Here is a 20,650-nt window from a genome sequence, read left to right on the forward strand (position 1 = left end):
ACCATATAAATATTTTGATAGGTGGTTTTTTGATAAGGACGCCCTGTGGAGATGAAATTTCAATGATAAATTATGAAAAAATATATAATCAAATATTAAAATACTCTTATGGTTATTCGATGGGTAATATATGGCAAAGCGTTGATGTTAGCATGAAAGATATGAATGAACCCTACGAAATCAGAAAGGGTATTTTTTTTAAAATATTAGAAAAATTAATGAAAGAAGAGCATATCAAATTAGCATTAAATGGGCATTTTCTTCAAGGAACTATAGCACAACAACTCCAATCAATTAAGGACACATGGCCTACTTATCCTTCTGAGGATGAACTGGATGATCTTGATGATATCGGTTTATGGTTTCTAGCCAAATGTCCTGCTGGATTGGTATGGTTTCCCCCAGATGGTCAGGAGATCTGGACGTAAATTTTAAAAACTTTCCGGATTATGGTGGGAAGTTTTTTATTACATTCTAGCGTTGCCCCTCAATTTTGATAATCAACAGCCCCTGTTGCGCATCGATGATGACTGGCTGAACGGTAGTAATGGGAGCTGATGGAACATTATTAATAAATAATCAGTTAGGTCGTTATCGTTCACAATCAACTGATGCATTGAAGCAATTAGAATTACACTTATCAAATATGAATATTAAAACCATATCTACTAGCGAGATTATCAAAAGATAATAACGGCATTTCCTAACGTGCACCAGTTCCGCCAAATTACAAACCAATAAGTAAAAAATAAAAAAGGATCAAATAATTATGTTAGTTAATGATTATATAAAAGAATTAGGTAATTCAATAAAAGATAGGCTAGATCCTGAGTTAGTAGATTATGCTTTGGATTACATTAATCATTCAGAAAATGTTTTAGCTTTTGAAACATTATGTGATCATATTGCAGATTTTGATGTGAAAATTAGTGAAGATGAATATCAAAAAGTACTTCATATTGTTGATTTATTAGGTTTGGATTTAGATAATCGATATTTATATATAAACCCCAATAAATAACTTGTTAAATCCCCGATGTAACTCTGATCGGGGATCCTATTTTTATAAGTTCCTAGATCTGCATAGCAAGTTCAATAATTAATTTATTGCGCTCAAGTTTAATCATCACAGCCTGCCCGGCATAAAAGCCTATCAGCTCCAGCTAGCGCCCCTTAATGGTCAACTGTGGTCTGGGGTTAGGTTGCCTGCCATTAGGGCTGTAACCGACCATTAAGCTGTGCTTTGTCTGTGGTTTTACCGTTCGGGTTTTAGTAATGGTGGTTTTTAGCGTAGAATGTGCCTTAGCCATAGTTAACTCTAGGTAAGTTAGTTATGGATGGTTTCGGGCGTTTATCGGAGATTGATGATGGGCAATTACAGTAAATGTAAAAACAGCATCCTCATTTAAGATATAACTACAACTGAAGCTATTACAAGCAAATCGATTGATGCAAATCAATCTAAGATAAATAACTATATATTTGGAAACCCAAAAGATTATTTAGAGATAGATTATAAGTTATCGTCACCAATAGGAATTAGTATTTCAAAGTGTCAAACAAGCGCATCTCAAGTCTCAAAAGGCAGAATTATTTTAGTAAGAAACCCTACAATGCCTTTCATAAAATTATTACGGATTACCCAACACCATGATTGCAAAAGAAAAATACCCTGCATTATCTTATTATTTGATATGCTATTTGAATCAAGATTTTGAAGAAATCTTTGGGGGAGCTGAAGAAGCTTTATTGTCATATAAAAAAACAGAAACAGCCCAAGAACAACAAGAAATGATAAAAGAAATTCAATCATTGATTGACTCTTCATATAAGGAAAACGAATTACAAAGAATTATATTAGATGATATTGATTGTAATTATTATTACCCGAATGAATGGTCATCAAGCAAAGATTGGCTAGTACATATGCTATTTATTTTAAAAAATTCATAATGATAAATAATATACATCTTGTTATTGGCTAAATAAATTATAAAATTAAGTAATCCTTACCATCTCGTGGGGAACCTCTTTTTATAAGAAACTCAGATAAAGGCGAAAGTATAGCATTCAGGCCCGATTATGATATTGGTTGGGATAATTATTTGAATCGCTTGCCAACACAAAATACTCCTCAGTTGAAATAGTAGAAATATAATAAAATGAAAATTGTAGAAAAAAATGATAATTCTTTATTAGTAGAAATAACGGAAAAAGAGTTTAATTTGATCCGAGAATTAGAATCAGCCGTTCTAATATCTTGTAAAAAAGAAGAAATTCCGACTTTAACTGGTTGGACAAGAGAAGAATTATTAGATTTTGGTAATACGCTTAGTAAACTTGCAAGAGAGAATAATATTAACTTGTAAGTTAAATAATCCCCACTTACATTGAGGATCTTGTTTTTATCTCTTAGCTCATCCTCTCAAGTCGGATAACCAATAGCTTCTTCCCCTAGTAAATTACCAAACTTAGATAATAACTCTCAAGTCGGATAACCAATAGCTTCTGCTATGAATGGATGGTGACTGCTGGCCGATTATAAAGCCTAAGCCTTCCAACCCCCAGTCTTTAATGGTCAGTTGTAGTCTGAGATTTGTTTACCCATTATTTGAGGCTGTAACCGAATTTTAAACTAGGTTTTGTTCATGGTTTTATTGTTCTGGTTTTGGATTGCTAACCCAATAAGTCGATAGACTCTTTGGGGCTGAATGAAGTTTGTCTGGGAATAAAAGGAGTGAAGGCAAAATCCAAATATTTAAGTCAGCTAGAGCAAGGAGGCACATTAAATATTGGTACAGGATTAAATCCGATAGCAGGCGCATATAATATCTCTCCCTCTGCTTATCCAATGACAGCGGGTCCATCCTGGAGATGTCTATAACTTGAGAAAATATAGCTGTAACTATCCCCTAAAATAGTACAGCAAAAAAGTAGAAAATTCTCTATGATAAAAGTAAAGGGGATTTAATTATGAAAAAAATGACTGAACATCAAATAGTAGCTATTTTAAAAGAAGCTGAAGCGGGTATTCCTGTCAAAGAGCTCTGTCGTAAATATGGCATGGGTAATTCAACTTTCTATAAATGGCGGGAAAAATATGGCGGAATGGAAACTTCGGATATCAAACGCTTAAAGGAGCTTGAGGCTGAAAACCGTAAGCTTAAGCAGATGTTTGCCGAACTGAGCTTAAAATCCCAGCTTCAGGAAGAAATTATAAAAAAGCTTTAGTGCCCACAAAAGCACGTAAAACGTGGGCACAGCAACTACAACAAAATCATTCTATTACTATTGCTATGAGTTGTGCCATTGTTGGCTTAAGCCGTTGTGCTTACTATTATCAACCTAAGTTACTGGATGATTCGGTGATTGTTTCGGTGTTGAATGCTATCACAGACCGGCATTTACGCTGGGGCTTTCCTAAATGCTTTAATCGTATCAGAAAGCTCGGCTATAAATGGAATCATAAACGAGTATATCGGGTGTATTGTGAATTAAAGCTTAATCTCAGGGTAAAGCGTAAAAAACGCATTCCTCCACGAACCCCAGAAAGGCTATCAGCACCCAATAAACAAGGTGAATGTTGGTCAATGGATTTTATGAGTGACAGTAGTTGTAATCAACGTCACTTTAGGACATTCAATGTCATCGATGACTTTAATCGTGAGGCGCTAGGCATTGATATTGCTGTAAGCTTACCAGCAGGGAGAGTTACCCGTTACTTAGATAAATTGGCTGAATATCATGGGTATCGATTAAAAATACGAGTCGATAATGGGCCAGAATTTACAGGAAAAACCTTTATAAACTGGGCTAAATCCCATGATATAGCCATTGATTATATCCAGCCCGGTAGTCCTTATCAAAATGGCTATATTGAACGATTTAATCGTACCTATCGTACTGAAGTACTCGATTTATATCTTTTTAACAACTTAGCACAAGCAAGGAGAATAACCGAAGAATGGTTAACGATTTATAATACCGAAAGACCGCATGAGGCATTAAATAACATGACACCGATTGAGTATAAAACACTAAAACAAGCAGCATGATTTTCTACTTGAATCTTGTACTAGGTTTGGGGTATTTACATAATTTTGTTGTATTATTAGATTATTTTGATCCTATTTTTATGGGAAATAAAGAATTAGCAGCAAATAATATTTTTCTATTGGATAATGTCGGGTATATAAAATGGAAAGTTCATACAGAAATTTTAGTATCAGGTGGCTTTGTTAATATTCTTATTAAAGAAAATAAATTAAAAGCGATTAGTTGGGATACGGGTTTATATGAATTGGATATTGAAACCGGACTAGCTACTCCTGAAATGCTTTTAAGGTAAGCGTTTATTACAATTTTGGCTGCTACTATTTCTAACGTAGAATTGGACTAATTACTTATCAATCATGTAATCTAATTGGCAATTTCGAAAATTAGTTTGTCTTCTTTAGCGATAATATTGACCACGTAGCCAGAGTTTAAATCAAATTGTTCTAACTAGCACTCTTTAATGGTGAATATATTAATCGAGTTCGAATTAACCTGATTTGATCACTCTATTAGTGATGTACAAGAAGAATCATTTAAACAATACGCTAAAAAAGTTAAAGATAAGTCATCTAAATTAACTCTGGCTATCAGATTGAAATTATCCAATAAATAACCTTTAGTTAGCGCTTTATAACCAGAGGAGAGCTTGTTGATTATTGATTGGAAATAATTCTCCTACTCAATAATCAGCTTGTTTTGCTCATTTTAAACCGTTACGAAAAAGCTGGAAAAAAGCCAATCTCGTTCAGTCAATTACCGGTAAGTCTAATGTAGACCCTGTTACTAAGCTTAGGGTGGAGGACAATGACATGATGATTTTCTATTTTTTTTGTCGGTTTATTGGCGTAATATAAATACTTTACTTAGCAAGCAATTTTAATTAGGGGGATACCCTAATTTTGCGGCATAACCATCTGAAATTATTTAATAACCAAAAGGGGTTAACGATGAAATTAATAGTTGATAATATGAGTTGCCAACATTGTGTTAAAACCATCACTAAAGCAATTAATGATATTGATCCTAAAGCGAAAGTTACTGTTGATTTGACCAAGCGTGAGGTTGATATTGAAGGTGGTACTATTTCGCAAGAAGCAGCTATTGCCGCAATCAATGAAGCCGGATTTGAGTTTGTAGGTATTGCATATTAAAGACATTTAGCATCACTAAACGTTAGGCGATTATAATGATCGCCTAACTATTAGATGATGCTCACAACCAATAAATTGGCTATATTAAACAGGATATTAAACGGTTTTTCATATACTTCATCGATTTGGATTGTTGATGAAGTATAAATGAGTCTTTAGTTAATATAGCGTTCAGCTAAAACACCACTGCTTATTACTCTCAATATTAATAATATTGCAAGGCGATTTGCTATTTAGTAATGTTTATAAAAATAATTTAATGTTATATTTTATAACTAATTAATCAAAATCTTTATCTAGTTCGTTTTCTTTAATACAAAAATTTTTTTCTTTCTGTGAACATTGACGAGAAATTTTAAAAGCTTGTCCTTCAACACCTCTAAAAGACTCATATTCTTTATAAGTACAGGTTGAATTCGTTAAAGTATAGTTACTGCTTTCTGCTTTGAAACGATAAGTTTCATTTAAAATAACTGCGGAATAGTTATTAATTTCACAAATTTTTTTCCTTTTTGCTATTTTTTTATTGGAATCAAAATCGATATAACGACCATCTAAATTGAGATAAATGAACTTATTTTTCTTCTTATCATAAGAATAGTAACGATAAATGATGGGGGCATCTTCCATATCATCAACTGCTCTGGCTATGTAAAAATCATTATAATTACCATCAAAATTATAGTCGATTTCTATTCCATTATGGTCAAAATAATCTGGAGCAAACCGATAGCTATCATCAATATGGTTAACCGCACCTATTGAATATTCCCCCAAAAAGTCAAATCCTTTTAAATTATTGATAGTTTGAAATAATTGGCCACTTTTCTTACTATAAATATTTAAACCTGTTGGTTTCAATCCTTGACCTTTTTTATAGGAAAGTATCATTTTAAAATAAAAATCATCTGTCGATCTTTTTTGTAATAACTCTATATTGTTAATTTCTTCATTCTTAATAGGAAAAGAGATATACCCATCATCATAAAAATCTAAATCGACATCATATTTATCAATATTTGCTTTAAAATAGTCAGAGTCAATTTCTGATACTGACCAGTCGATTCCTTGCAAATTAGTGATAGTTTGAAGTAATTGACCACTTTTTTTACTATAAATATTTATACCAGTTGGTTTCAATCCTTGACCTTTTTTATAGGAAAATATCATTTTAAAGTAAAAATCAACTGTCGCTCTTTTTTGTAATAACTCTATATTGTTAATTTCTTCATTTTCAATAAGAAGATCGAGATCACCGCCATCTTTAAAATTTAATTCGACATCATATTTATCGATATTTGCCTTAAGACCATCTAAATCAATTGCTAATACCAAGCATGGGAAAAGCAAAACAACAGAGATAAGATATTTTATATAAACCATATTATTATAAACTTTTAATTCCATTTAATATTTCTTCAATGTCTATCAAAGTATAAATTAATTCCTCTCAAAAATTAATTTAAAATTGTTTAAAAATACATTATCTCATTTAAAAAACAACTTAATTAGTAATTTATTTAATTACTAAAATTGAACATTTGTAGTTACCACCATTGATAAAAATGGTGAGTAGGTCCAATTCCTTTACCAACTTTCAAACTATCCGCATGCTCAATAGCGCCTTGTAGGTAGTTTTTGGCTTGTTTTACCGCTTCTTCTAGATTATGTTTCGGTAACAATGCAGCAATTGCTGCCGATAACGTGCAACCTGTACCATGGGTATTTTTAGTGGCGATTCTCGCTGAAGTCATTCTGATAATTTTATTGTCAGTGATTAGATAATCAGGACTTTCTTGGCTTGGCAAATGTCCGCCTTTCATTAATACTGCCTGACAGCCTAATTTGAGTAACTTATAACCCTGTCGTTGCATTTCATCTTCGTTTTTAGCCTCCTGACAATCAAGCAAAGCAGCAGCTTCAGGAAGGTTAGGGGTTATGATGGTAGCTAATGGTAATAACCGATCTCGAATAGCAGAAATGGCATCTGCTTTTAGTAATGGATGGCCACCTTTAGCAATCATTACGGTATCAAGCACAATATTGGCAATAGGATTAGCGTTTAATAGGTGAGCAACCGAGCTGACAATCTCTTTATTCATCAACATGCCAATTTTCACGCTATCAATATGGATATCTTGATAAAGGGTATTAAATTGTGCTTCGACAAAGTCAGGTGGAACGGCGTGCACGCCATTAACACCCTGGGTACTTTGCGCGGTTAATGCGGTAATTACCGACATACCATAAGCGCCAAGTGCCGAAAATGCTTTTAGATCCGCTTGAATACCGGCCCCACCACTAGGATCACTACCGGCTATAGTTAATGCAACTGTTGTCATACTCCTATTTCCTCTTTTGCTTGTCTTATTTTTTTAATTAGGTCAGATGTAGCCTTAGCAATATCGGCTTGACCACAAATTGCCGAAACTACCGCAATACCTTCAATACCTGTTTGTACCACTTCGGTTAAATTATTTACTCCTATGCCACCAATAGCTACTGCCGGGCATTGTTTGGTGCTAACCAGTTCAGTCAATTGGTCAATACCTGTTGCTGTTGCGGCATCTTTTTTGGTGGTGGTTGGAAAGATTGGGCCAATGCCCAGATAATCGACCAATTGCCAAGGAACACTCTCCAGTTGTACTAGATTAGAAACCGAAAGTCCTAACCACTTATCATTACCAATTAAGCGGCGGGTCACTTCGACCGGTAGATCACTTTGTCCAACATGAACACCATCGGCATCAATGGCTAAAGCAATATCGACATGATCATTAATCAATAATGGCACTGGGGTATTGCTTAATACCTCTTTTAACGCTAGGGCGGCGTGATACCAATTTTTACCTGAGTAATCTTGTTCTGAGCGTAATTGCACCGCGGTAACACCATTTTCGACAGCAATTTTTGTGGTATTAACCATGCCATTTATGCCTCCACATAATAGCGGATCAAGCACTAAGTAGAGGGTTAAATCCAGTTGCTTTTTCATCAAATATCCTTATTAGTGATTTTGCTTAAATAGCGAAAGTTGGTCAATTATTGCCATAGCAAAAGTGCCTAGACCTGACTGTTTGTTAGCAAGTTCACCGGCTTTCTTCATCATAAAACAAGCAGAGGCGGTTGCGGCTAAACGATCTTTACTAGCGGCGATAAATGCGGCCACCATTGCTGATAATGAGCAACCTGTACCAGTTACTCGGGTTAGGGCGATATCCCCCCCAACAATGCTATAAATTTGTTTGCCATCTGTGACATAATCAATCTCGCCGGTTATAGCTACAATGGTTCGATATTTTTCGGCTAATAGTTTTGCCGCGTTTAATGCCGAATCGGTAGAATCAAGCCCATCAGGTCCTTTAGAGGATGATTGTTGACCACTTAAGGCTAGAATTTCGGAAGCATTTCCACGAATAACTGAGGGTGAAAAGGTTAAAAGTTGTTGGGCAATGTCAGTGCGGTATTTCAGAGCCGAACCAACTGCGACCGGATCAAGTACCCAAGGGGTTTGTGTTTGTTTTGCTTTCGCGGCAGCTAATAACATGCTTTTGGCACTTTGGCTATCTATCGTACCAATATTAATTAATAAACTACTAGCAACGGCAACAAAGTCTTCAACTTCCTGTTCGGCAACCACCATCGCCGGCGAAGCGCCAATCGCCAATAGAACATTAGCGGTAAAATTCTGAACCACATCATTAGTAATGCAATGGATTAATGGCCGTTGTAGGCGAACTTGCTCAATAAAGGGGATGGCATCATGGCTTGGGAATAATTTAATGGCCGACATATTCTATCCTTATCTAATTAGTAATGTTAAGGGAAGAATATGTCAAAACGAGCAATTAAGACTAAGACTTCCCTACGCTGGTATGATCCAGATCAGGTTCAACGGGTAAAATCTCAGTTTTTTGCAATAACAAAAAACACCCCGAGTCAAAAACCAATTTGTAAAAAACGCTCTTATTATGAACTGAGTTTATAATTTAAACAAGCTATTGTAATAATCTTTCTATATCACTAATGGCTCGTCTATCAGCTAAGAAAATGATTAAGTGATCGCCATTTTCAATCATCAAATCGGTGTTAACAATAATCACATCTTCGCCACGCACCACCGCACCAATAGTCGCACCTGAAGGTAATTTTAGACTGTTGATATTTTTACCCACTAATTTTGAATTTTCTGCCTCACCATTGGCAACCACTTCGACAATTTCTGATTCACCCTGACGTAGTGAGACCACTTTAACCACACCGGTTTGTCTAACATGACTTAATAGCTCTGAAATAGTGGCATGTTGTGGTGAGATTGCGATATCAATCACACTATCGTTGATCAACTCTAAATAGGCTTGGCGTTGAATAAGCACGATGACTTTTTTCGCCCCCATTCTTTTTGCCAACATGGATGACATAATATTGGCTTCATCATCACTGGTGACTGCCACAAACAGATCGGTGAGTTCGACTTGCTCTTGCGATAATAACTCTTGGTCTGATGATTCACCATGTAATACCGTTGTATTAATAAGTTGCTCAGCAATTGATTCGGCTTTTTCAGCATTGCGTTCGATTAATTTAACTTGATAATCGTTTTCTAAACGCTTAGCTAAGGCGACAGCTATGCCTCCGCCACCACTAATGATGATGCGCTTATAAGGTTTTTCTAACCGTTGTAGTTCACTGGTTACAGCTTTAATATTGAGAGGAGGAGTAATAAAATAGACCATATCCCCAGCTTCAATTAAAGTTGAACCAATCGGTCGAATAAAGCGGTTTTGACGATAAATTGCTACCACCCGCGCTTCTACATGTGGTAAATGCTCTTTCAGTTCCGACAGTTCACTTCCAACTAAGGCGCCACCATAATAAGCGGTTACAGCCACTAAACAGACTCGATTATCATAAAACGAAGCAAACTGGAGTGCGCCAGGATATTGTACTAATTGGCTAATATGATTGGTGATTAAGTTTTCGGGAGCGATAATATGGTCAATATTGATACAATCTTTATTAAAAAATGGGTATTTTTCATCGTTATATTCAGGGGCACGGATTCGGGCGACTTTTTGTGGAATGTTGAACATTACATGACCAATCTGACAAGCCATCATATTTACTTCATCAGAGTTAGTCACAGCAACTAACATATCGGCTGATTCAGCTCCTGCGCTCTCTAACACTTGCGGATAAGACGATTTGCCACAGATGACTCGGAGATCAAAACGTTCTTGCAAAGATTGCAATTTATCATGATCTTCATCAACGACTGTTACATCATTCTGTTTTTCAGTTACTAGATATTCAGCAAGTGCACTACCGGTTTGGCCGGCACCAAGAATAATAATTTTCATAACTAACCTATTATAATCAAAAAGGCTTTAATATGATTTATTGTCAAAAATGTGACTGTAATTATCAATTAAAGCCGATCGATATTATTTCGTATAATGGCAATCTTATTTGGGATTATACAAAACCGATTGCGTCATAAACTTTCTTCAATGTTGGCTCTGCTTTAGCGCGAGCTTTTTGTGCACCTTCTTGCATAATTGAAAGAAGATAATTTTCATCATCACGATATTGATGATATTTTGCTTGTAAACCAGTTAACATATCAATCACTTGAGTTGCCACCTCGGTTTTTAGATGACCATACATTTTACCTTCAAACTCTTTTTCAAGTTCAGCAATTGGCTTGCCGGTGATGCCCGTTAAGATATCTAATAAATTCGATACACCCGCTTTATTTTTTAAATCATAACGCACAACTGGTGGCTCATCTGAATCGGTCATCGCTCGTTTAATCTTCTTCTCAACATCTTTTGGATTCTCAAGTAACCCTATAACATTGTTACGGTTCTCATCAGATTTAGACATTTTTTTGCTTGGATCTTGTAATGACATTACCCGAGCACCAACTTTGGCAATAAACGGTTCAGGAACGGTAAATATATCCCCATAAAGCGCATTGAAGCGCATAGCAATATCACGCGATAGCTCAAGATGTTGTTTCTGATCATCACCAACAGGAACTAAATTAGCTTGATATAACAAAATATCAGCCGCCATCAACACCGGATAATCAAACAGTCCAGCGTTTATATTTTCAGAATGACGAGATGACTTATCTTTAAATTGCGTCATACGGCTCAATTCACCAAAATAGGTATAGCAGTTTAACGCCCAACCTAATTCAGCGTGAGCTGGTACTTGTGACTGAACAAAAATAGTACTTTTTTGTGGATCGATACCACACGCCAAATAAAGTGCTAGTGTATCAAGCGTCGCTTTACGCAACTTATTGGGATCTTGACGGACTGTGATCGCATGTTGATTGACGATACAATAAACGCAATCATATTCATTTTGTAAAGACACCCAATTCTTTAAAGCACCTAAGTAGTTGCCTAATGTTAGTTCTCCTGATGGCTGAGCGCCACTAAATACAATTGGTTTACTCATAATTTATTCCTAACTTATACTCATTATTTTTTTGCATCAGCTTTTGGCTGAGGTAACAGGGTTAATATTTCTTTAAAATCGTCAAATAAAAAATCTGGTTCGCTAGTTGCAATTGAGATCCCATAGTTATAACCATAGCTTAACGCCACAGTTGGGCAATGGGCATTTTTAGCAGCAGTGATATCATTCTTTGAATCCCCAACAAATAGCAACTGATCGCTAAATAATCCAAACGTCGCCATAACTTGATAAAGTGGGGCAGGGTGTGGTTTTAACTTAATCACATCACCACCACCAAGGACCAATGAAAAATAGTCTTTAATACCTAATGACGTCAATAGTGCCGGTAAAAATTGCGCTGGCTTATTGGTTACTAAAGCTAAAGGGTAATGATTTTCATAAAGAGTTTTTAAGGTCTGTGCTACATGAGGAAACAGGGTTGTCTGTTCATCCATAACCTTATCATAATGCTGGCTAAATATCTGTTTAGCTTCAGCAAAATATTCTTTTGTTGGATTGGTGTCAACCGCTTTGAAAACTCGTTCAAGCATCACATCGATGCCATTACCCACCATATTTTTCACTTGCTCATTAGTTACGGTCGCTAACTTTAAATCTGCTAACATTTTTTGTGCCGCTAAGGCAAGTCCCGGCACGCTATCAACTAAAGTTCCATCTAAATCAAAGGCGATGGCTTGAATATCATTTAACTTAGCCATGGTTAACTCCTGCTAATTCTTTACGCATTGCATCGATGACAGTTTTATAATCAGGTTGACCAAATATCGCTGAACCTGCAACAAACATATCTGCGCCGGCTCTAGCAATTTCTGCGATATTATCAACTTTAACCCCGCCATCAATTTCCAAGCGAATTTTTCTTCCAGAGTCGACAATACGTTGCTTAACTTGTTGTAATTTTTTAAGCGTAGTCGGTATAAAAGATTGCCCGCCAAAACCAGGATTCACGCCCATTAATAAAATAATATCAACTTTATCCATTACATAATCTAAATGATCTAACGGCGTTGCTGGGTTAAGTACAATCCCTGCCGTACAACCCTGATCTTTAATTAACTGCAAGGAACGATCAAGGTGAATAGTGGCTTCAGGGTGAATTGAGATATTGGTGGCGCCAGCTTTGGCAAATGAAGTAATTAAATCTTCAACAGGGGAGACCATCAAATGGACATCAATTGGAGCGGTAATACCATAATCGCGAAGCGCTTTACAAAACATACTGCCCATAGTTAAGTTTGGCACAAAATGGTTATCCATTACATCAAAATGGACAACATCGGCGCCAGCGTCTAATACCTTTTGCGTATCTTCACCAAGTCGAGCAAAATTAGCGGATAATATCGATGGTGCAATAATAAACTCTTTCATAACATACCTCTACTAACAAAACCTTATACGCAAAATAGGTTATTTTTGGTATAAGGCTAATATTTCATCAATTTTTTTGCGTCCTTCGCCTGCACAACTAATTGAGCGTCGCATTTCTGCTCGGTAAAGATGGCGCGCTTTATTATATAACGTTCTGGTATATTCAGTATCATGATTTGACACCAGTACTGGAATATCTTTTTTATAAGCAATACTTTCAGCCAATTGTGACAATCGCATATGCTCTTCATAGCCAAAATTATTGGAATAATAAGCAGTAAAACCCGCTGATTCATTTGGTGAAAGATAAGGTGGATCACAATAAATGACGGAATTACGCTTCGCTAATTTCATTGCTTCATGATAAGGGGTACAAATAAACTCAGCTTTTTGCGCTTTTTGAGCAAAATAGTAAAGCTCCCTTTCAGGAAAATAGATCGTCTTATAACGACCAAATGGTACATTAAAAAGTCCACTATTATTATAGCGACACAGGCCGTTATAACAGTGACGATTCAAATAAACAAATAACAGCGATCGTAAATATTGATCTTTACTGTAGTTAAACACTTCACGAAGTTGATAAAAAGCCTCAGCTTGATTATTCTGATGATTAAATAACAGTTTAAGATCACTAATAAACTGTTCAGGATTAGATTGCAACAACTTAAATAATGCAATTAAGTCGTGATTGATATCAGCTAAAATATAACTTTTGAAGTTTGTGTTTAAAAAAACTGAGCCAGCTCCTACAAAGGGCTCAATAAGTTGCTCTCCTTCTGGTAGATACTGCTTAATTGTGTCCACAAGCTCATATTTTCCTCCAGCCCATTTTAAAAAGGCTCGTCGCTTCTTCAAAGGAAACTCCTATTTTGCTGATTTTTCTTTATTAATTGTAGCGCCAGATTTAATCCAAGGCTTATTGTTTTGCATTTCACTTGGTAAAGATTTAATTGCTTTTCTGGCTTCGTCAGCAGAATCATATGTACCATTAACTAAAATGTACCATTTATCATTATTTCTTTTGGTTTCATATATTTGGTAATTAGTTAAATTATGTTTTTTTACTAATTCTTTTAAGCCATCAATTGAACTTGATGAACTTAATTGAATCGCAAATTGAGTATCCTTAATATTGGCAATTGAAGTTGAATTTTTGCCTGTTTTGACATCATTGTCTGAACTCAATCTAACAGGTTTATGATCACTGCTATTTAGATCTTGAGGTTTGTTAGTAGTGACATCATTATTAGATGAACCACTACTGTGAGTCGTACTAATGTCAGTTGTGGGCGAGTTTGGTTTAGCACTCTTTGCGGGCAAATGGGTTTGACCATGACCACTCATACTTGTTATACCATTAGTCTGTGCCTGCCCATTAACATCATCAATAGGTGCTCGTCCCCTGTTGTTAGGTGCGTTACTTGGTGTTTGAGCAATTTGGGTACTGTTTATACCTTCATTTGCTTGCTCATTGTTGATTGTATCCGCTACTCCAGTTGATGAAACACCATTAATTTCAGGTGGCGTCAAGGGTGTTGGTGTTTTAGATTTTAATGAACGAAATATCATTAAACTAAGCAATAAAACAATAATGATCAAAGCTAACCCCATAACAATCAACTTTTTTTTCGAATATTGCTGAAAAAAAGTGGAAATGTTAAATGAGAGCGTAGACTGTTTATTTGATTGTTCTGGCATATAACGATCATCTTTATCTACACGCATGTTAACTCCTTAACCTATCAAAAGGTTGATTGCTTTATGGTTAGCTGATTTGAAAAATTAAAACTTTTAGATCTGTTCTATTTTTTCAATGATATATCCAGCAACGCCTTTAGCGCTTTGCTCATCAGTCTTAATCGTAATATCAGCGATCTCTTCATAAAGAGGATCACGCTCTTCGGCTAATTCTTCATAAAGTTCACGGGGGGTATTACCACCTTGTAATAAAGGACGACGCTTATCTTTTTGGGTTCTTGCCATCTGTTTTTCAATCGTAGTTTCTAAGTAAACTACAATACCTCGTGCTGATAAACGGTTACGCGTCTCTTTAGATAAAACCGAACCACCACCGGTTGCAAGTACTACTCCTTGTTTTTCAGTCAACTCGTTAATGACTTTTTCCTCTCTGGCTCGGAATCCGTCTTCACCTTCTAAATCAAAAATCCATGCTATATCAGCACCGGTACGTTTTTCAATCTCTTGGTCAGAGTCAAAAAATTCCATGCCTAGCTGTTGTGCAATTTGTCGGCCTATTGTGCTTTTTCCTGCCCCCATTGGGCCAATTAGAAAGATATTTCGCTTTTCTGCCATTGTAATTTCATCATCTATTAATTTTGGTTAAAATTTACAACACAATATCAATTTATAATGAAATGATTAATCAATCATTTCAGTACTGAATTGTGTAACTTACTTGGATCTCCGTCTAACGACAAAAATTTAGGTCGGTAATTATCTCAATAGATAGCCCCTTTTTGCAACAGGTATTTATTAATCGTTTAACCAATACCTGCTTGATGCAGATCATGAATATTCAGTGCACCGACTAATTCGCCGTGGTTATTGACTACAGGTGCAGCTGTAATGTTATGATCATTAAATGATTTTAAAGCCTCGACTGCTTTCCAAGTTTCCGGTATTTGATATCCTGGACTTGTCATCACATCGATAATCTTATCTTGTAGTGTACCATGTTTTAATAACAAACGGCGTAAATCTCCATCAGTAAAAACACCGACTATTTTATTACCATCTTTACATATTGCAACCAACCCTACACCGGTTCGACTCAATTCTAACATCGCGTCAAGTACCGTTGCCGATTGTGGAACGCTAGGAATTAAATCTCCCTTACGCATAATGTCTTTTACATGATTTAATAATTTTGCGCCTAAACTGCCAGCAGGATGGGAACGAGCAAAATCTTCTTCCTTAAAACCACGAGCTCGCATAACCGCAATGGCTAGCGCATCACCCATTAATAACGTATTGGTTGAACTTGACGTTGGTGCTAGTCCCATCGGGCAAGCTTCCTTTTCGATTGAAATGTCCAGCACTGCTTGTGCAGCTAAGGCTAATGGTGAATCAAGCCCGCCAGTAATAGCAATAACCGGAATATTCATCCCGGCAAGGATCGGTAAAATAAATTGAAACTCTTTAGCTCGTCCTGAATAAGAAATTAAAATCACTACATCGTTTTCGGTTACCATGCCTAAATCACCGTGCAATGCCTCGGAGGGATGCATAAAAAATGCGGGGCTACCCGTACTGGCTAATGATGCAGCTATTTTTTTACCAATATGCCCCGATTTACCAATACCTGATACTACAACTTTGCCTTTGGTTGACAAAATTAACTGACAAGCCTTAACAAAATCTTTGCCAAGCCGAGCCGGTAATTTTTGTGCCTCATGAAGCTCAAGTTCTAGTAACTCTCGACCGTATTGTAACAATTTATCCATTTTTCAATCGCCCATTGAATTAAAACTTAAAATATTTTAATCGACCAACCGATTTTTTTAATCGAATTATAACTAGTCTAACAATTAACTATCCAATATTCAAAAGGCTTTTAGAATAAAAAGCAAAAACTAGAAAATTAATTGGAAAAAGGGTAGAAAGTGATAAGCGTTTTTACTAGAAGTAGTATAAATAAATTCGGCACAATTTTTAATTGATGAAATGTGATGATTATTGGTTGCCCAGATTGAAAAATCACAGAAAAAATAAATTAATATCTACTTATATAGTAATATCAACTAACCTATAAACACCTTGCGCAAAAAAGTTGACCCCTCTCATTTTGAAAACCAAAATTACCTTATGGTTAACCCTTTTTTTTGAAACAAAATAAAGCCATTAAAAATCAATGCATTAAAAAGTCACTTAAAAAAAGGGTTTTTATAACCAAAATTACTCTTTGCCTTTTTGTAAACAAGATTTATAGTATGTCTGGTTCTAGATTGATGCCGTATAGGCAGTTTAGAAATATCACTAATAGCGCACGTCATGCGCTAGGTTGATTGATGCCGTATAGGCAGTTTAGAAAACTACCTAGGGCGCGCCCCTTGGGCATTTCTAGATTGATGCCGTATAGGCAGTTTAGAAATCCGGGGTATGACATTAGAGGGCCATCCTTCCGATTGATGCCGTATAGGCAGTTTAGAAATCAGGGATTAATGAATCTGGTCGGAGAAATAAGATTGATGCCGTATAGGCAGTTTAGAAAATAAATTCCTGTTGATTAATATACATCCAGCTGATTGATGCCGTGTAGGCAGAGTTCCATTTGATAAATAATTTGAAGAATGGGATTTTGAACAGCAAAATTTGGCCAATAACGACTAAATGTAAATGCTAAATTCCTATTTTCTTAACAAGCCTAGCGTGCATTGCTTTGCATGGTCAGTGCATGGACAAATTTTTCTGCAAAGAATTTGAACAGCTGTACATAGTAAAGATGGTGTTGACCAGATGAGTATCAGGACGATATTGATAATATGTACAGAAGGTTTGTGTAAACCCTCTGTACCAGTTGTTGTTGTCTCAGTTGGGAATATAGTTAGCAAAGAATTAAATATCAGAACGCTAGTCACTAAAAAGTTGAGCGACAGTTTTTCTCAACGCCTTAAAACCCTAACGCTACTTTAACCCCAAGTACAATCAATATCCCCCCTAATAACTTATCAATAACCGCTTGCAACTTAAAATATCGACGCTGGACGACTTGGGTCTGGAAGATAAATACGACCAATGGCCACCAAAGTAAGGCCTCAAGCCAAATGATAGCCGCAACCATCAATTTATCCATCATGGTTGAGCTAGCATTCAGAAGTTGGGTGAAGATAGCCAGAAAAAACAGCGTTGCTTTCGGGTTTAGTAAATTACATAACAATCCTTGCATAAACGCTTTTTTAGCCGTGACATTGAACTCTTGAGTCTGCTTGGTGACATAGGTGGTGCCACTACTCGTTGCTAGTAAGGCTTTAATACCTATCCATAACAAATAAGCAGCGCCGGCATAACGTAAGGCGTTATAAAGCCATGGGGTGGCACTGATTAACACGGCAATGCCGGCCACACAATAACACATATGAATGGCGATGGCGCTAATTACCCCTAAACAGGTTATTAATGCCATTTTTCGCGGGTAGCTTAAGCTATTTTTTAACACCAGAAAAAAATCCGGTCCGGGTGATATCATGCCTAAACAGCTAATGGTGATGACTAAAATTAAGGTATCGACGTTCATTTTTGCTCTTGTGCGGCATTATTTAAAGTGGCGATGTTTGCTTTATGTTGTTCAATAAACTGTTTTTTATCGACCTGTTCAGCAATTAAATAGTCGGTTAAAAATTTTGCATTGGTTTTAATTTGCGCACCATTTAAAATCAACCGCGGTAAGTCGATTTGGTAAATGGTTTGATTAGGGGATTTTTGAAGATCATCAATACTCGCATTAGTTAATAAGTAGAGTTTGCGCTCTTTTTCCGATAATTTTTTAACAGTTTCGGTGCCCGCACCCATCATTAGATGGTCAGGGAAGATGTAGAACACCGTGTTGTCTAGCATGCCTTGCTGTTTTAGCTGGTCGATAAATTGCCCTAAGTTGTAATCGAGCGATGCAGCCACAAAAGACATGTTGTCTTGTTTAGGGCTGATGACAGCAGTCATGCGATCATCATGAAAACCATTTGGTGCATGAGTTGAGACGGTCGAGATAAAAAGAGCAAAAGGTTTGTCGGTCTTATTCATCTCTTGTATTTGCAGTTTGGCGATCTCTAAAATGTCTTTGTCGTATAGTCCAAATGGCGCATTCGGGTATTTGCCCGGGTAGGTCTTATCCGATATAACTTGCATGCCAAGCACTTCCGCTGTATGACCTATGCCTGCAAATTCAGGACCTGCCATCACGTAACGAGTTTGGTAGCCAGCTTGTTTTAGAACATCACCTAAGGTTACCAATTGGGTGGTGTTGGCGTTTTTTAAGGGGGATGTTGAGTGTTCACCGATTAAAAATGGTACTCCCGTCATATAGGTGTACATCGAGGCGGTGGTCCAAGTACTTCCCGCACTCATTGGCATATTCGGGAAGAAGGTATATTGTTGCTTAAGCTGTCTTAAATTCGGAGTGATATCAGCAAAATCTAAAAATCCTTGTTCAAAAGATTCTAATGATAATACGATAATATTTTTGCCTTGTTGGCTGTTAATTTGAGATTTTGCAACATAATCGCTCATGTTTAGCGCTTGTAACGCTTGTTCAAAGGTTGCTTTTGGTGCACAAGTGACTTGATAGATCTCATAAATGCGACTAATTGGACCATTATGATAACTAATAGAGGCAATGGCGATAGCGGCTAATGGTAAGCGCCATAGCAATCGACATTTATTACGAAATAAGCTGGCTAATTTGCTAAGGATAAAGACTAATCCTAAAAAGACGACAATCACCAAAAGCGCTTGTAGTTTGAAGATGAATAAACCTTCAATAATATCATTTACATTTAAGTTGACGTAAAACTGATAATCAATAAATCCACCACTAAAATAAATTGAGGTCAGCTCCATCACAATGATGACAGTCATTAGGATGATGGTAAGTAGTTGCCATTTTTTTTGTTTAAAAAACGAAGCTAAGGTGATAGTAAAGATAAATAGTGGTAATACAATTAAAGTCGATAATGGCATAACGAAACAGACTCAGTTTAACTTAAAGTTGGTAAATTGCATCAGTATATACTTTTTAAGCCGAAAAATAAAAATTGGACTGATGCAAAGTGTCCACAAAGTGATTTATTTTAGTTAAAGAAGTGTTAAGGAGAGAATTGATTTTTTGCGATAGCATTAGTGATAATAATTATTGTTTGTTATTGATAATTGAAAGCATTAGCAATAAGATAACAACAAATAAGTTTCTAATGCTGAAAGGTTTTGGCTATGTTGTTGTTACGTAGATTTGCTGTTTTTTTGCTAATATCCTGTATTTCCTATTGTTATGCAGATGTCACTTTACCTACACCACAAAAAAAAGAGGGTATGGGCTTATTTGATAGTCTTAAAAAACGCACTTCAACGCCGGGTGGTGGATTCCCAACTGGAATGCTATCGGACGATGAGCTTTCAAACGTACTTTGGGCTGCCAGTGGCTTAAATCGTGGTAAAAACGGTTGGACTGTGCCAATGGCAAGCGGTAAACCGCCTTATGTTCGCCTATATGTTGCCAGCGAGAAGGGTACCTTTGTATATGAATGGGAAGGTCATTATCTTCGTGAAATCAATAAGCAAGATATTCGAGGTGAAGTTGGTAAGCAAAACTTTACTAAGCGTGCTCCTTATATTTTAATTTTTGTCTCTGATGGCGATAGCCTTAAAGATTATGATGCGCAACAAGCCAATGATTTTAGTCAAATTGCCGTTGGTGCAATGAGTCAAAATGTTTATTTATCGGCAGCTGCATTAAAACTTAGCGCACGTTATATCCATTCAATCAATCCTGAATTTATTAATCAATCATTGCAATTGCCAGAAAACAGCAAACCAATAGGAATAATGTTGTTAGGAAAATAAAGGAGCTG

General features: G+C 36.2%; 25 protein-coding genes, 1 CRISPR repeat array and 1 riboswitch. Of the genes, 10 read left to right on the plus strand and 15 right to left on the minus strand.

What is annotated here, in order from left to right; genetic code table 11:
• The first annotated feature begins 29 nt into the window (after positions 1 to 29).
• The 3 genes from AC5LXV_RS06015 to AC5LXV_RS06025 all read left to right on the plus strand — a co-directional run bounded on the left by AC5LXV_RS06015 (position 30) and on the right by AC5LXV_RS06025 (position 1,021).
• Positions 30 to 428: a DUF596 domain-containing protein gene (locus tag AC5LXV_RS06015; protein WP_493467657.1), complete on the plus strand. Its 399-nt coding sequence runs from the start codon at positions 30 to 32 to the stop codon at positions 426 to 428.
• A gap of 119 nt (positions 429 to 547) precedes the next feature.
• Complete coding sequence (locus AC5LXV_RS06020) at positions 548 to 691, plus strand: hypothetical protein (RefSeq protein ID WP_493467658.1); 144 nt, start codon at positions 548 to 550, stop codon at positions 689 to 691.
• Positions 692 to 769: 78 nt separating this feature from the next.
• Positions 770 to 1,021 (plus strand): MafI family immunity protein, encoded by a 252-nt coding sequence (locus AC5LXV_RS06025; RefSeq protein WP_110433818.1) that lies wholly within the window; start codon positions 770 to 772, stop codon positions 1,019 to 1,021.
• A gap of 142 nt (positions 1,022 to 1,163) precedes the next feature.
• On the opposite strand, the gene AC5LXV_RS06030 is transcribed toward AC5LXV_RS06025, so the two are convergent.
• Positions 1,164 to 1,310 (minus strand): hypothetical protein, encoded by a 147-nt coding sequence (locus tag AC5LXV_RS06030; protein ID WP_493467659.1) that lies wholly within the window; start codon positions 1,308 to 1,310, stop codon positions 1,164 to 1,166.
• A gap of 102 nt (positions 1,311 to 1,412) precedes the next feature.
• Here AC5LXV_RS06030 and AC5LXV_RS06035 point away from each other — a divergent pair, with 102 nt between their 5' ends.
• The 6 genes from AC5LXV_RS06035 (at position 1,413) to AC5LXV_RS06060 (ending at position 5,207) form a co-directional block, all read left to right on the plus strand.
• The gene (locus AC5LXV_RS06035; protein ID WP_493467972.1) at positions 1,413 to 1,718 is read left to right on the plus strand and encodes an RNase A-like domain-containing protein; all 306 of its coding nucleotides are present in this window, start codon (positions 1,413 to 1,415) and stop codon (positions 1,716 to 1,718) included.
• Positions 1,651 to 1,953 (plus strand): contact-dependent growth inhibition system immunity protein, encoded by a 303-nt coding sequence (locus AC5LXV_RS06040; RefSeq protein WP_493467660.1) that lies wholly within the window; start codon positions 1,651 to 1,653, stop codon positions 1,951 to 1,953. Before AC5LXV_RS06035 ends, AC5LXV_RS06040 begins: the two co-directional genes overlap by 68 nt.
• Positions 1,954 to 2,162: 209 nt before the next feature.
• Complete coding sequence (locus AC5LXV_RS06045) at positions 2,163 to 2,369, plus strand: hypothetical protein (protein WP_110434303.1); 207 nt, start codon at positions 2,163 to 2,165, stop codon at positions 2,367 to 2,369.
• Between the two features lie 604 nt (positions 2,370 to 2,973).
• A protein-coding gene (locus AC5LXV_RS06050; RefSeq protein WP_493467661.1) for an IS3 family transposase occupies positions 2,974 to 4,055 on the plus strand; the annotation gives its coding sequence in 2 pieces (ribosomal slippage) (positions 2,974 to 3,214 and positions 3,214 to 4,055; 1,083 coding nt in all).
• An 8-nt stretch (positions 4,056 to 4,063) separates the two neighbouring features.
• A complete protein-coding gene (locus AC5LXV_RS06055) occupies positions 4,064 to 4,348 on the plus strand; it encodes a hypothetical protein (protein ID WP_493467662.1) in 285 nt (94 codons plus the stop codon).
• A 655-nt stretch (positions 4,349 to 5,003) separates the two neighbouring features.
• A complete protein-coding gene (locus AC5LXV_RS06060) occupies positions 5,004 to 5,207 on the plus strand; it encodes a heavy-metal-associated domain-containing protein (protein ID WP_110434295.1) in 204 nt (67 codons plus the stop codon).
• A 279-nt stretch (positions 5,208 to 5,486) separates the two neighbouring features.
• On the opposite strand, the gene AC5LXV_RS06065 is transcribed toward AC5LXV_RS06060, so the two are convergent.
• From AC5LXV_RS06065 to AC5LXV_RS06130, 14 genes are all read right to left on the minus strand, one after another.
• Positions 5,487 to 6,614 carry a hypothetical protein gene (locus tag AC5LXV_RS06065; RefSeq protein ID WP_493467663.1) on the minus strand — a complete coding sequence of 376 codons (1,128 nt, stop codon included), beginning with the start codon at positions 6,612 to 6,614 and terminating at the stop codon, positions 5,487 to 5,489.
• Between the two features lie 140 nt (positions 6,615 to 6,754).
• Complete coding sequence (thiD, locus tag AC5LXV_RS06070) at positions 6,755 to 7,549, minus strand: bifunctional hydroxymethylpyrimidine kinase/phosphomethylpyrimidine kinase (RefSeq protein WP_493467664.1); 795 nt, start codon at positions 7,547 to 7,549, stop codon at positions 6,755 to 6,757.
• Complete coding sequence (gene thiE, locus AC5LXV_RS06075) at positions 7,546 to 8,202, minus strand: thiamine phosphate synthase (RefSeq protein ID WP_493467665.1); 657 nt, start codon at positions 8,200 to 8,202, stop codon at positions 7,546 to 7,548. The genes thiD and thiE overlap by 4 nt, the downstream gene beginning before the upstream one ends.
• Positions 8,203 to 8,214: 12 nt before the next feature.
• Positions 8,215 to 9,000 carry a hydroxyethylthiazole kinase gene (thiM, locus tag AC5LXV_RS06080; protein WP_493467666.1) on the minus strand — a complete coding sequence of 262 codons (786 nt, stop codon included), beginning with the start codon at positions 8,998 to 9,000 and terminating at the stop codon, positions 8,215 to 8,217.
• A gap of 52 nt (positions 9,001 to 9,052) precedes the next feature.
• Positions 9,053 to 9,154: riboswitch (TPP riboswitch) on the minus strand.
• Between the two features lie 51 nt (positions 9,155 to 9,205).
• Positions 9,206 to 10,567, minus strand: a complete 1,362-nt coding sequence (gene trkA / locus AC5LXV_RS06085) for a Trk system potassium transporter TrkA (protein WP_493467667.1) — start codon at positions 10,565 to 10,567, stop codon at positions 9,206 to 9,208.
• Positions 10,568 to 10,682: 115 nt separating this feature from the next.
• Positions 10,683 to 11,678: a tryptophan--tRNA ligase gene (gene trpS / locus AC5LXV_RS06090; protein WP_110434278.1), complete on the minus strand. Its 996-nt coding sequence runs from the start codon at positions 11,676 to 11,678 to the stop codon at positions 10,683 to 10,685.
• A 23-nt stretch (positions 11,679 to 11,701) separates the two neighbouring features.
• Positions 11,702 to 12,397, minus strand: a complete 696-nt coding sequence (locus AC5LXV_RS06095) for a phosphoglycolate phosphatase (RefSeq protein WP_493461047.1) — start codon at positions 12,395 to 12,397, stop codon at positions 11,702 to 11,704.
• Positions 12,390 to 13,067, minus strand: coding sequence for a ribulose-phosphate 3-epimerase (gene rpe, locus AC5LXV_RS06100; protein WP_493452767.1), 678 nt, complete (start codon positions 13,065 to 13,067; stop codon positions 12,390 to 12,392). The genes AC5LXV_RS06095 and rpe overlap by 8 nt, the downstream gene beginning before the upstream one ends.
• 39 nt (positions 13,068 to 13,106) lie before the next feature.
• Entirely contained in the window at positions 13,107 to 13,925 is an 819-nt protein-coding gene (locus tag AC5LXV_RS06105) for a Dam family site-specific DNA-(adenine-N6)-methyltransferase (RefSeq protein WP_110434275.1), read from the minus strand.
• Between the two features lie 9 nt (positions 13,926 to 13,934).
• Positions 13,935 to 14,795, minus strand: a complete 861-nt coding sequence (locus AC5LXV_RS06110; RefSeq protein WP_110434274.1) for an SPOR domain-containing protein — start codon at positions 14,793 to 14,795, stop codon at positions 13,935 to 13,937.
• Positions 14,796 to 14,861: 66 nt separating this feature from the next.
• Positions 14,862 to 15,383, minus strand: a complete 522-nt coding sequence (gene aroK, locus AC5LXV_RS06115) for a shikimate kinase AroK (protein ID WP_034883898.1) — start codon at positions 15,381 to 15,383, stop codon at positions 14,862 to 14,864.
• A 188-nt stretch (positions 15,384 to 15,571) separates the two neighbouring features.
• Positions 15,572 to 16,534 carry an arabinose-5-phosphate isomerase GutQ gene (gene gutQ / locus AC5LXV_RS06120; RefSeq protein WP_110434273.1) on the minus strand — a complete coding sequence of 321 codons (963 nt, stop codon included), beginning with the start codon at positions 16,532 to 16,534 and terminating at the stop codon, positions 15,572 to 15,574.
• Positions 16,535 to 17,033: 499 nt separating this feature from the next.
• A CRISPR array of direct repeats spans positions 17,034 to 17,301; the repeat unit is 28 nt; unit sequence GATTGATGCCGTATAGGCAGTTTAGAAA.
• A 399-nt stretch (positions 17,302 to 17,700) separates the two neighbouring features.
• Positions 17,701 to 18,324 (minus strand): LysE family transporter, encoded by a 624-nt coding sequence (locus AC5LXV_RS06125; RefSeq protein ID WP_493467668.1) that lies wholly within the window; start codon positions 18,322 to 18,324, stop codon positions 17,701 to 17,703.
• Positions 18,321 to 19,763, minus strand: coding sequence for an LTA synthase family protein (locus AC5LXV_RS06130; protein WP_493452762.1), 1,443 nt, complete (start codon positions 19,761 to 19,763; stop codon positions 18,321 to 18,323). Before AC5LXV_RS06130 ends, AC5LXV_RS06125 begins: the two co-directional genes overlap by 4 nt.
• Before the next feature lie 249 nt (positions 19,764 to 20,012).
• Between AC5LXV_RS06130 and AC5LXV_RS06135 the strand changes: the two genes are divergently transcribed.
• Positions 20,013 to 20,642, plus strand: a complete 630-nt coding sequence (locus tag AC5LXV_RS06135) for a nitroreductase family protein (RefSeq protein WP_493467669.1) — start codon at positions 20,013 to 20,015, stop codon at positions 20,640 to 20,642.
• The last annotated feature ends 8 nt before the right edge of the window (positions 20,643 to 20,650 follow it).

Source organism: Gilliamella sp. LMG 34359 (assembly GCF_984569085.1).

Excerpts from the sequence above, each read along its gene's own strand:
- AC5LXV_RS06020 (WP_493467658.1), top strand. The coding sequence starts at position 548 with ATGGGAGCTGATGGAACATTATTAATAAATAATCAGTTAGGTCGTTAT.
- AC5LXV_RS06025 (WP_110433818.1), top strand. The coding sequence starts at position 770 with ATGTTAGTTAATGATTATATAAAAGAATTAGGTAATTCAATAAAAGAT.
- AC5LXV_RS06030 (WP_493467659.1), bottom strand. The coding sequence starts at position 1,310 with ATGGCTAAGGCACATTCTACGCTAAAAACCACCATTACTAAAACCCGA.
- AC5LXV_RS06040 (WP_493467660.1), top strand. The coding sequence starts at position 1,651 with ATGATTGCAAAAGAAAAATACCCTGCATTATCTTATTATTTGATATGC.
- AC5LXV_RS06045 (WP_110434303.1), top strand. The coding sequence starts at position 2,163 with ATGAAAATTGTAGAAAAAAATGATAATTCTTTATTAGTAGAAATAACG.
- AC5LXV_RS06060 (WP_110434295.1), top strand. The coding sequence starts at position 5,004 with ATGAAATTAATAGTTGATAATATGAGTTGCCAACATTGTGTTAAAACC.
- AC5LXV_RS06065 (WP_493467663.1), bottom strand. The coding sequence starts at position 6,614 with ATGGAATTAAAAGTTTATAATAATATGGTTTATATAAAATATCTTATC.
- thiD (WP_493467664.1), bottom strand. The coding sequence starts at position 7,549 with ATGACAACAGTTGCATTAACTATAGCCGGTAGTGATCCTAGTGGTGGG.
- thiE (WP_493467665.1), bottom strand. The coding sequence starts at position 8,202 with ATGAAAAAGCAACTGGATTTAACCCTCTACTTAGTGCTTGATCCGCTA.
- thiM (WP_493467666.1), bottom strand. The coding sequence starts at position 9,000 with ATGTCGGCCATTAAATTATTCCCAAGCCATGATGCCATCCCCTTTATT.
- trkA (WP_493467667.1), bottom strand. The coding sequence starts at position 10,567 with ATGAAAATTATTATTCTTGGTGCCGGCCAAACCGGTAGTGCACTTGCT.
- trpS (WP_110434278.1), bottom strand. The coding sequence starts at position 11,678 with ATGAGTAAACCAATTGTATTTAGTGGCGCTCAGCCATCAGGAGAACTA.
- AC5LXV_RS06095 (WP_493461047.1), bottom strand. The coding sequence starts at position 12,397 with ATGGCTAAGTTAAATGATATTCAAGCCATCGCCTTTGATTTAGATGGA.
- rpe (WP_493452767.1), bottom strand. The coding sequence starts at position 13,067 with ATGAAAGAGTTTATTATTGCACCATCGATATTATCCGCTAATTTTGCT.
- AC5LXV_RS06110 (WP_110434274.1), bottom strand. The coding sequence starts at position 14,795 with ATGCGTGTAGATAAAGATGATCGTTATATGCCAGAACAATCAAATAAA.
- aroK (WP_034883898.1), bottom strand. The coding sequence starts at position 15,383 with ATGGCAGAAAAGCGAAATATCTTTCTAATTGGCCCAATGGGGGCAGGA.
- gutQ (WP_110434273.1), bottom strand. The coding sequence starts at position 16,534 with ATGGATAAATTGTTACAATACGGTCGAGAGTTACTAGAACTTGAGCTT.
- AC5LXV_RS06125 (WP_493467668.1), bottom strand. The coding sequence starts at position 18,324 with ATGAACGTCGATACCTTAATTTTAGTCATCACCATTAGCTGTTTAGGC.
- AC5LXV_RS06130 (WP_493452762.1), bottom strand. The coding sequence starts at position 19,763 with ATGCCATTATCGACTTTAATTGTATTACCACTATTTATCTTTACTATC.
- AC5LXV_RS06135 (WP_493467669.1), top strand. The coding sequence starts at position 20,013 with ATGTTGTTGTTACGTAGATTTGCTGTTTTTTTGCTAATATCCTGTATT.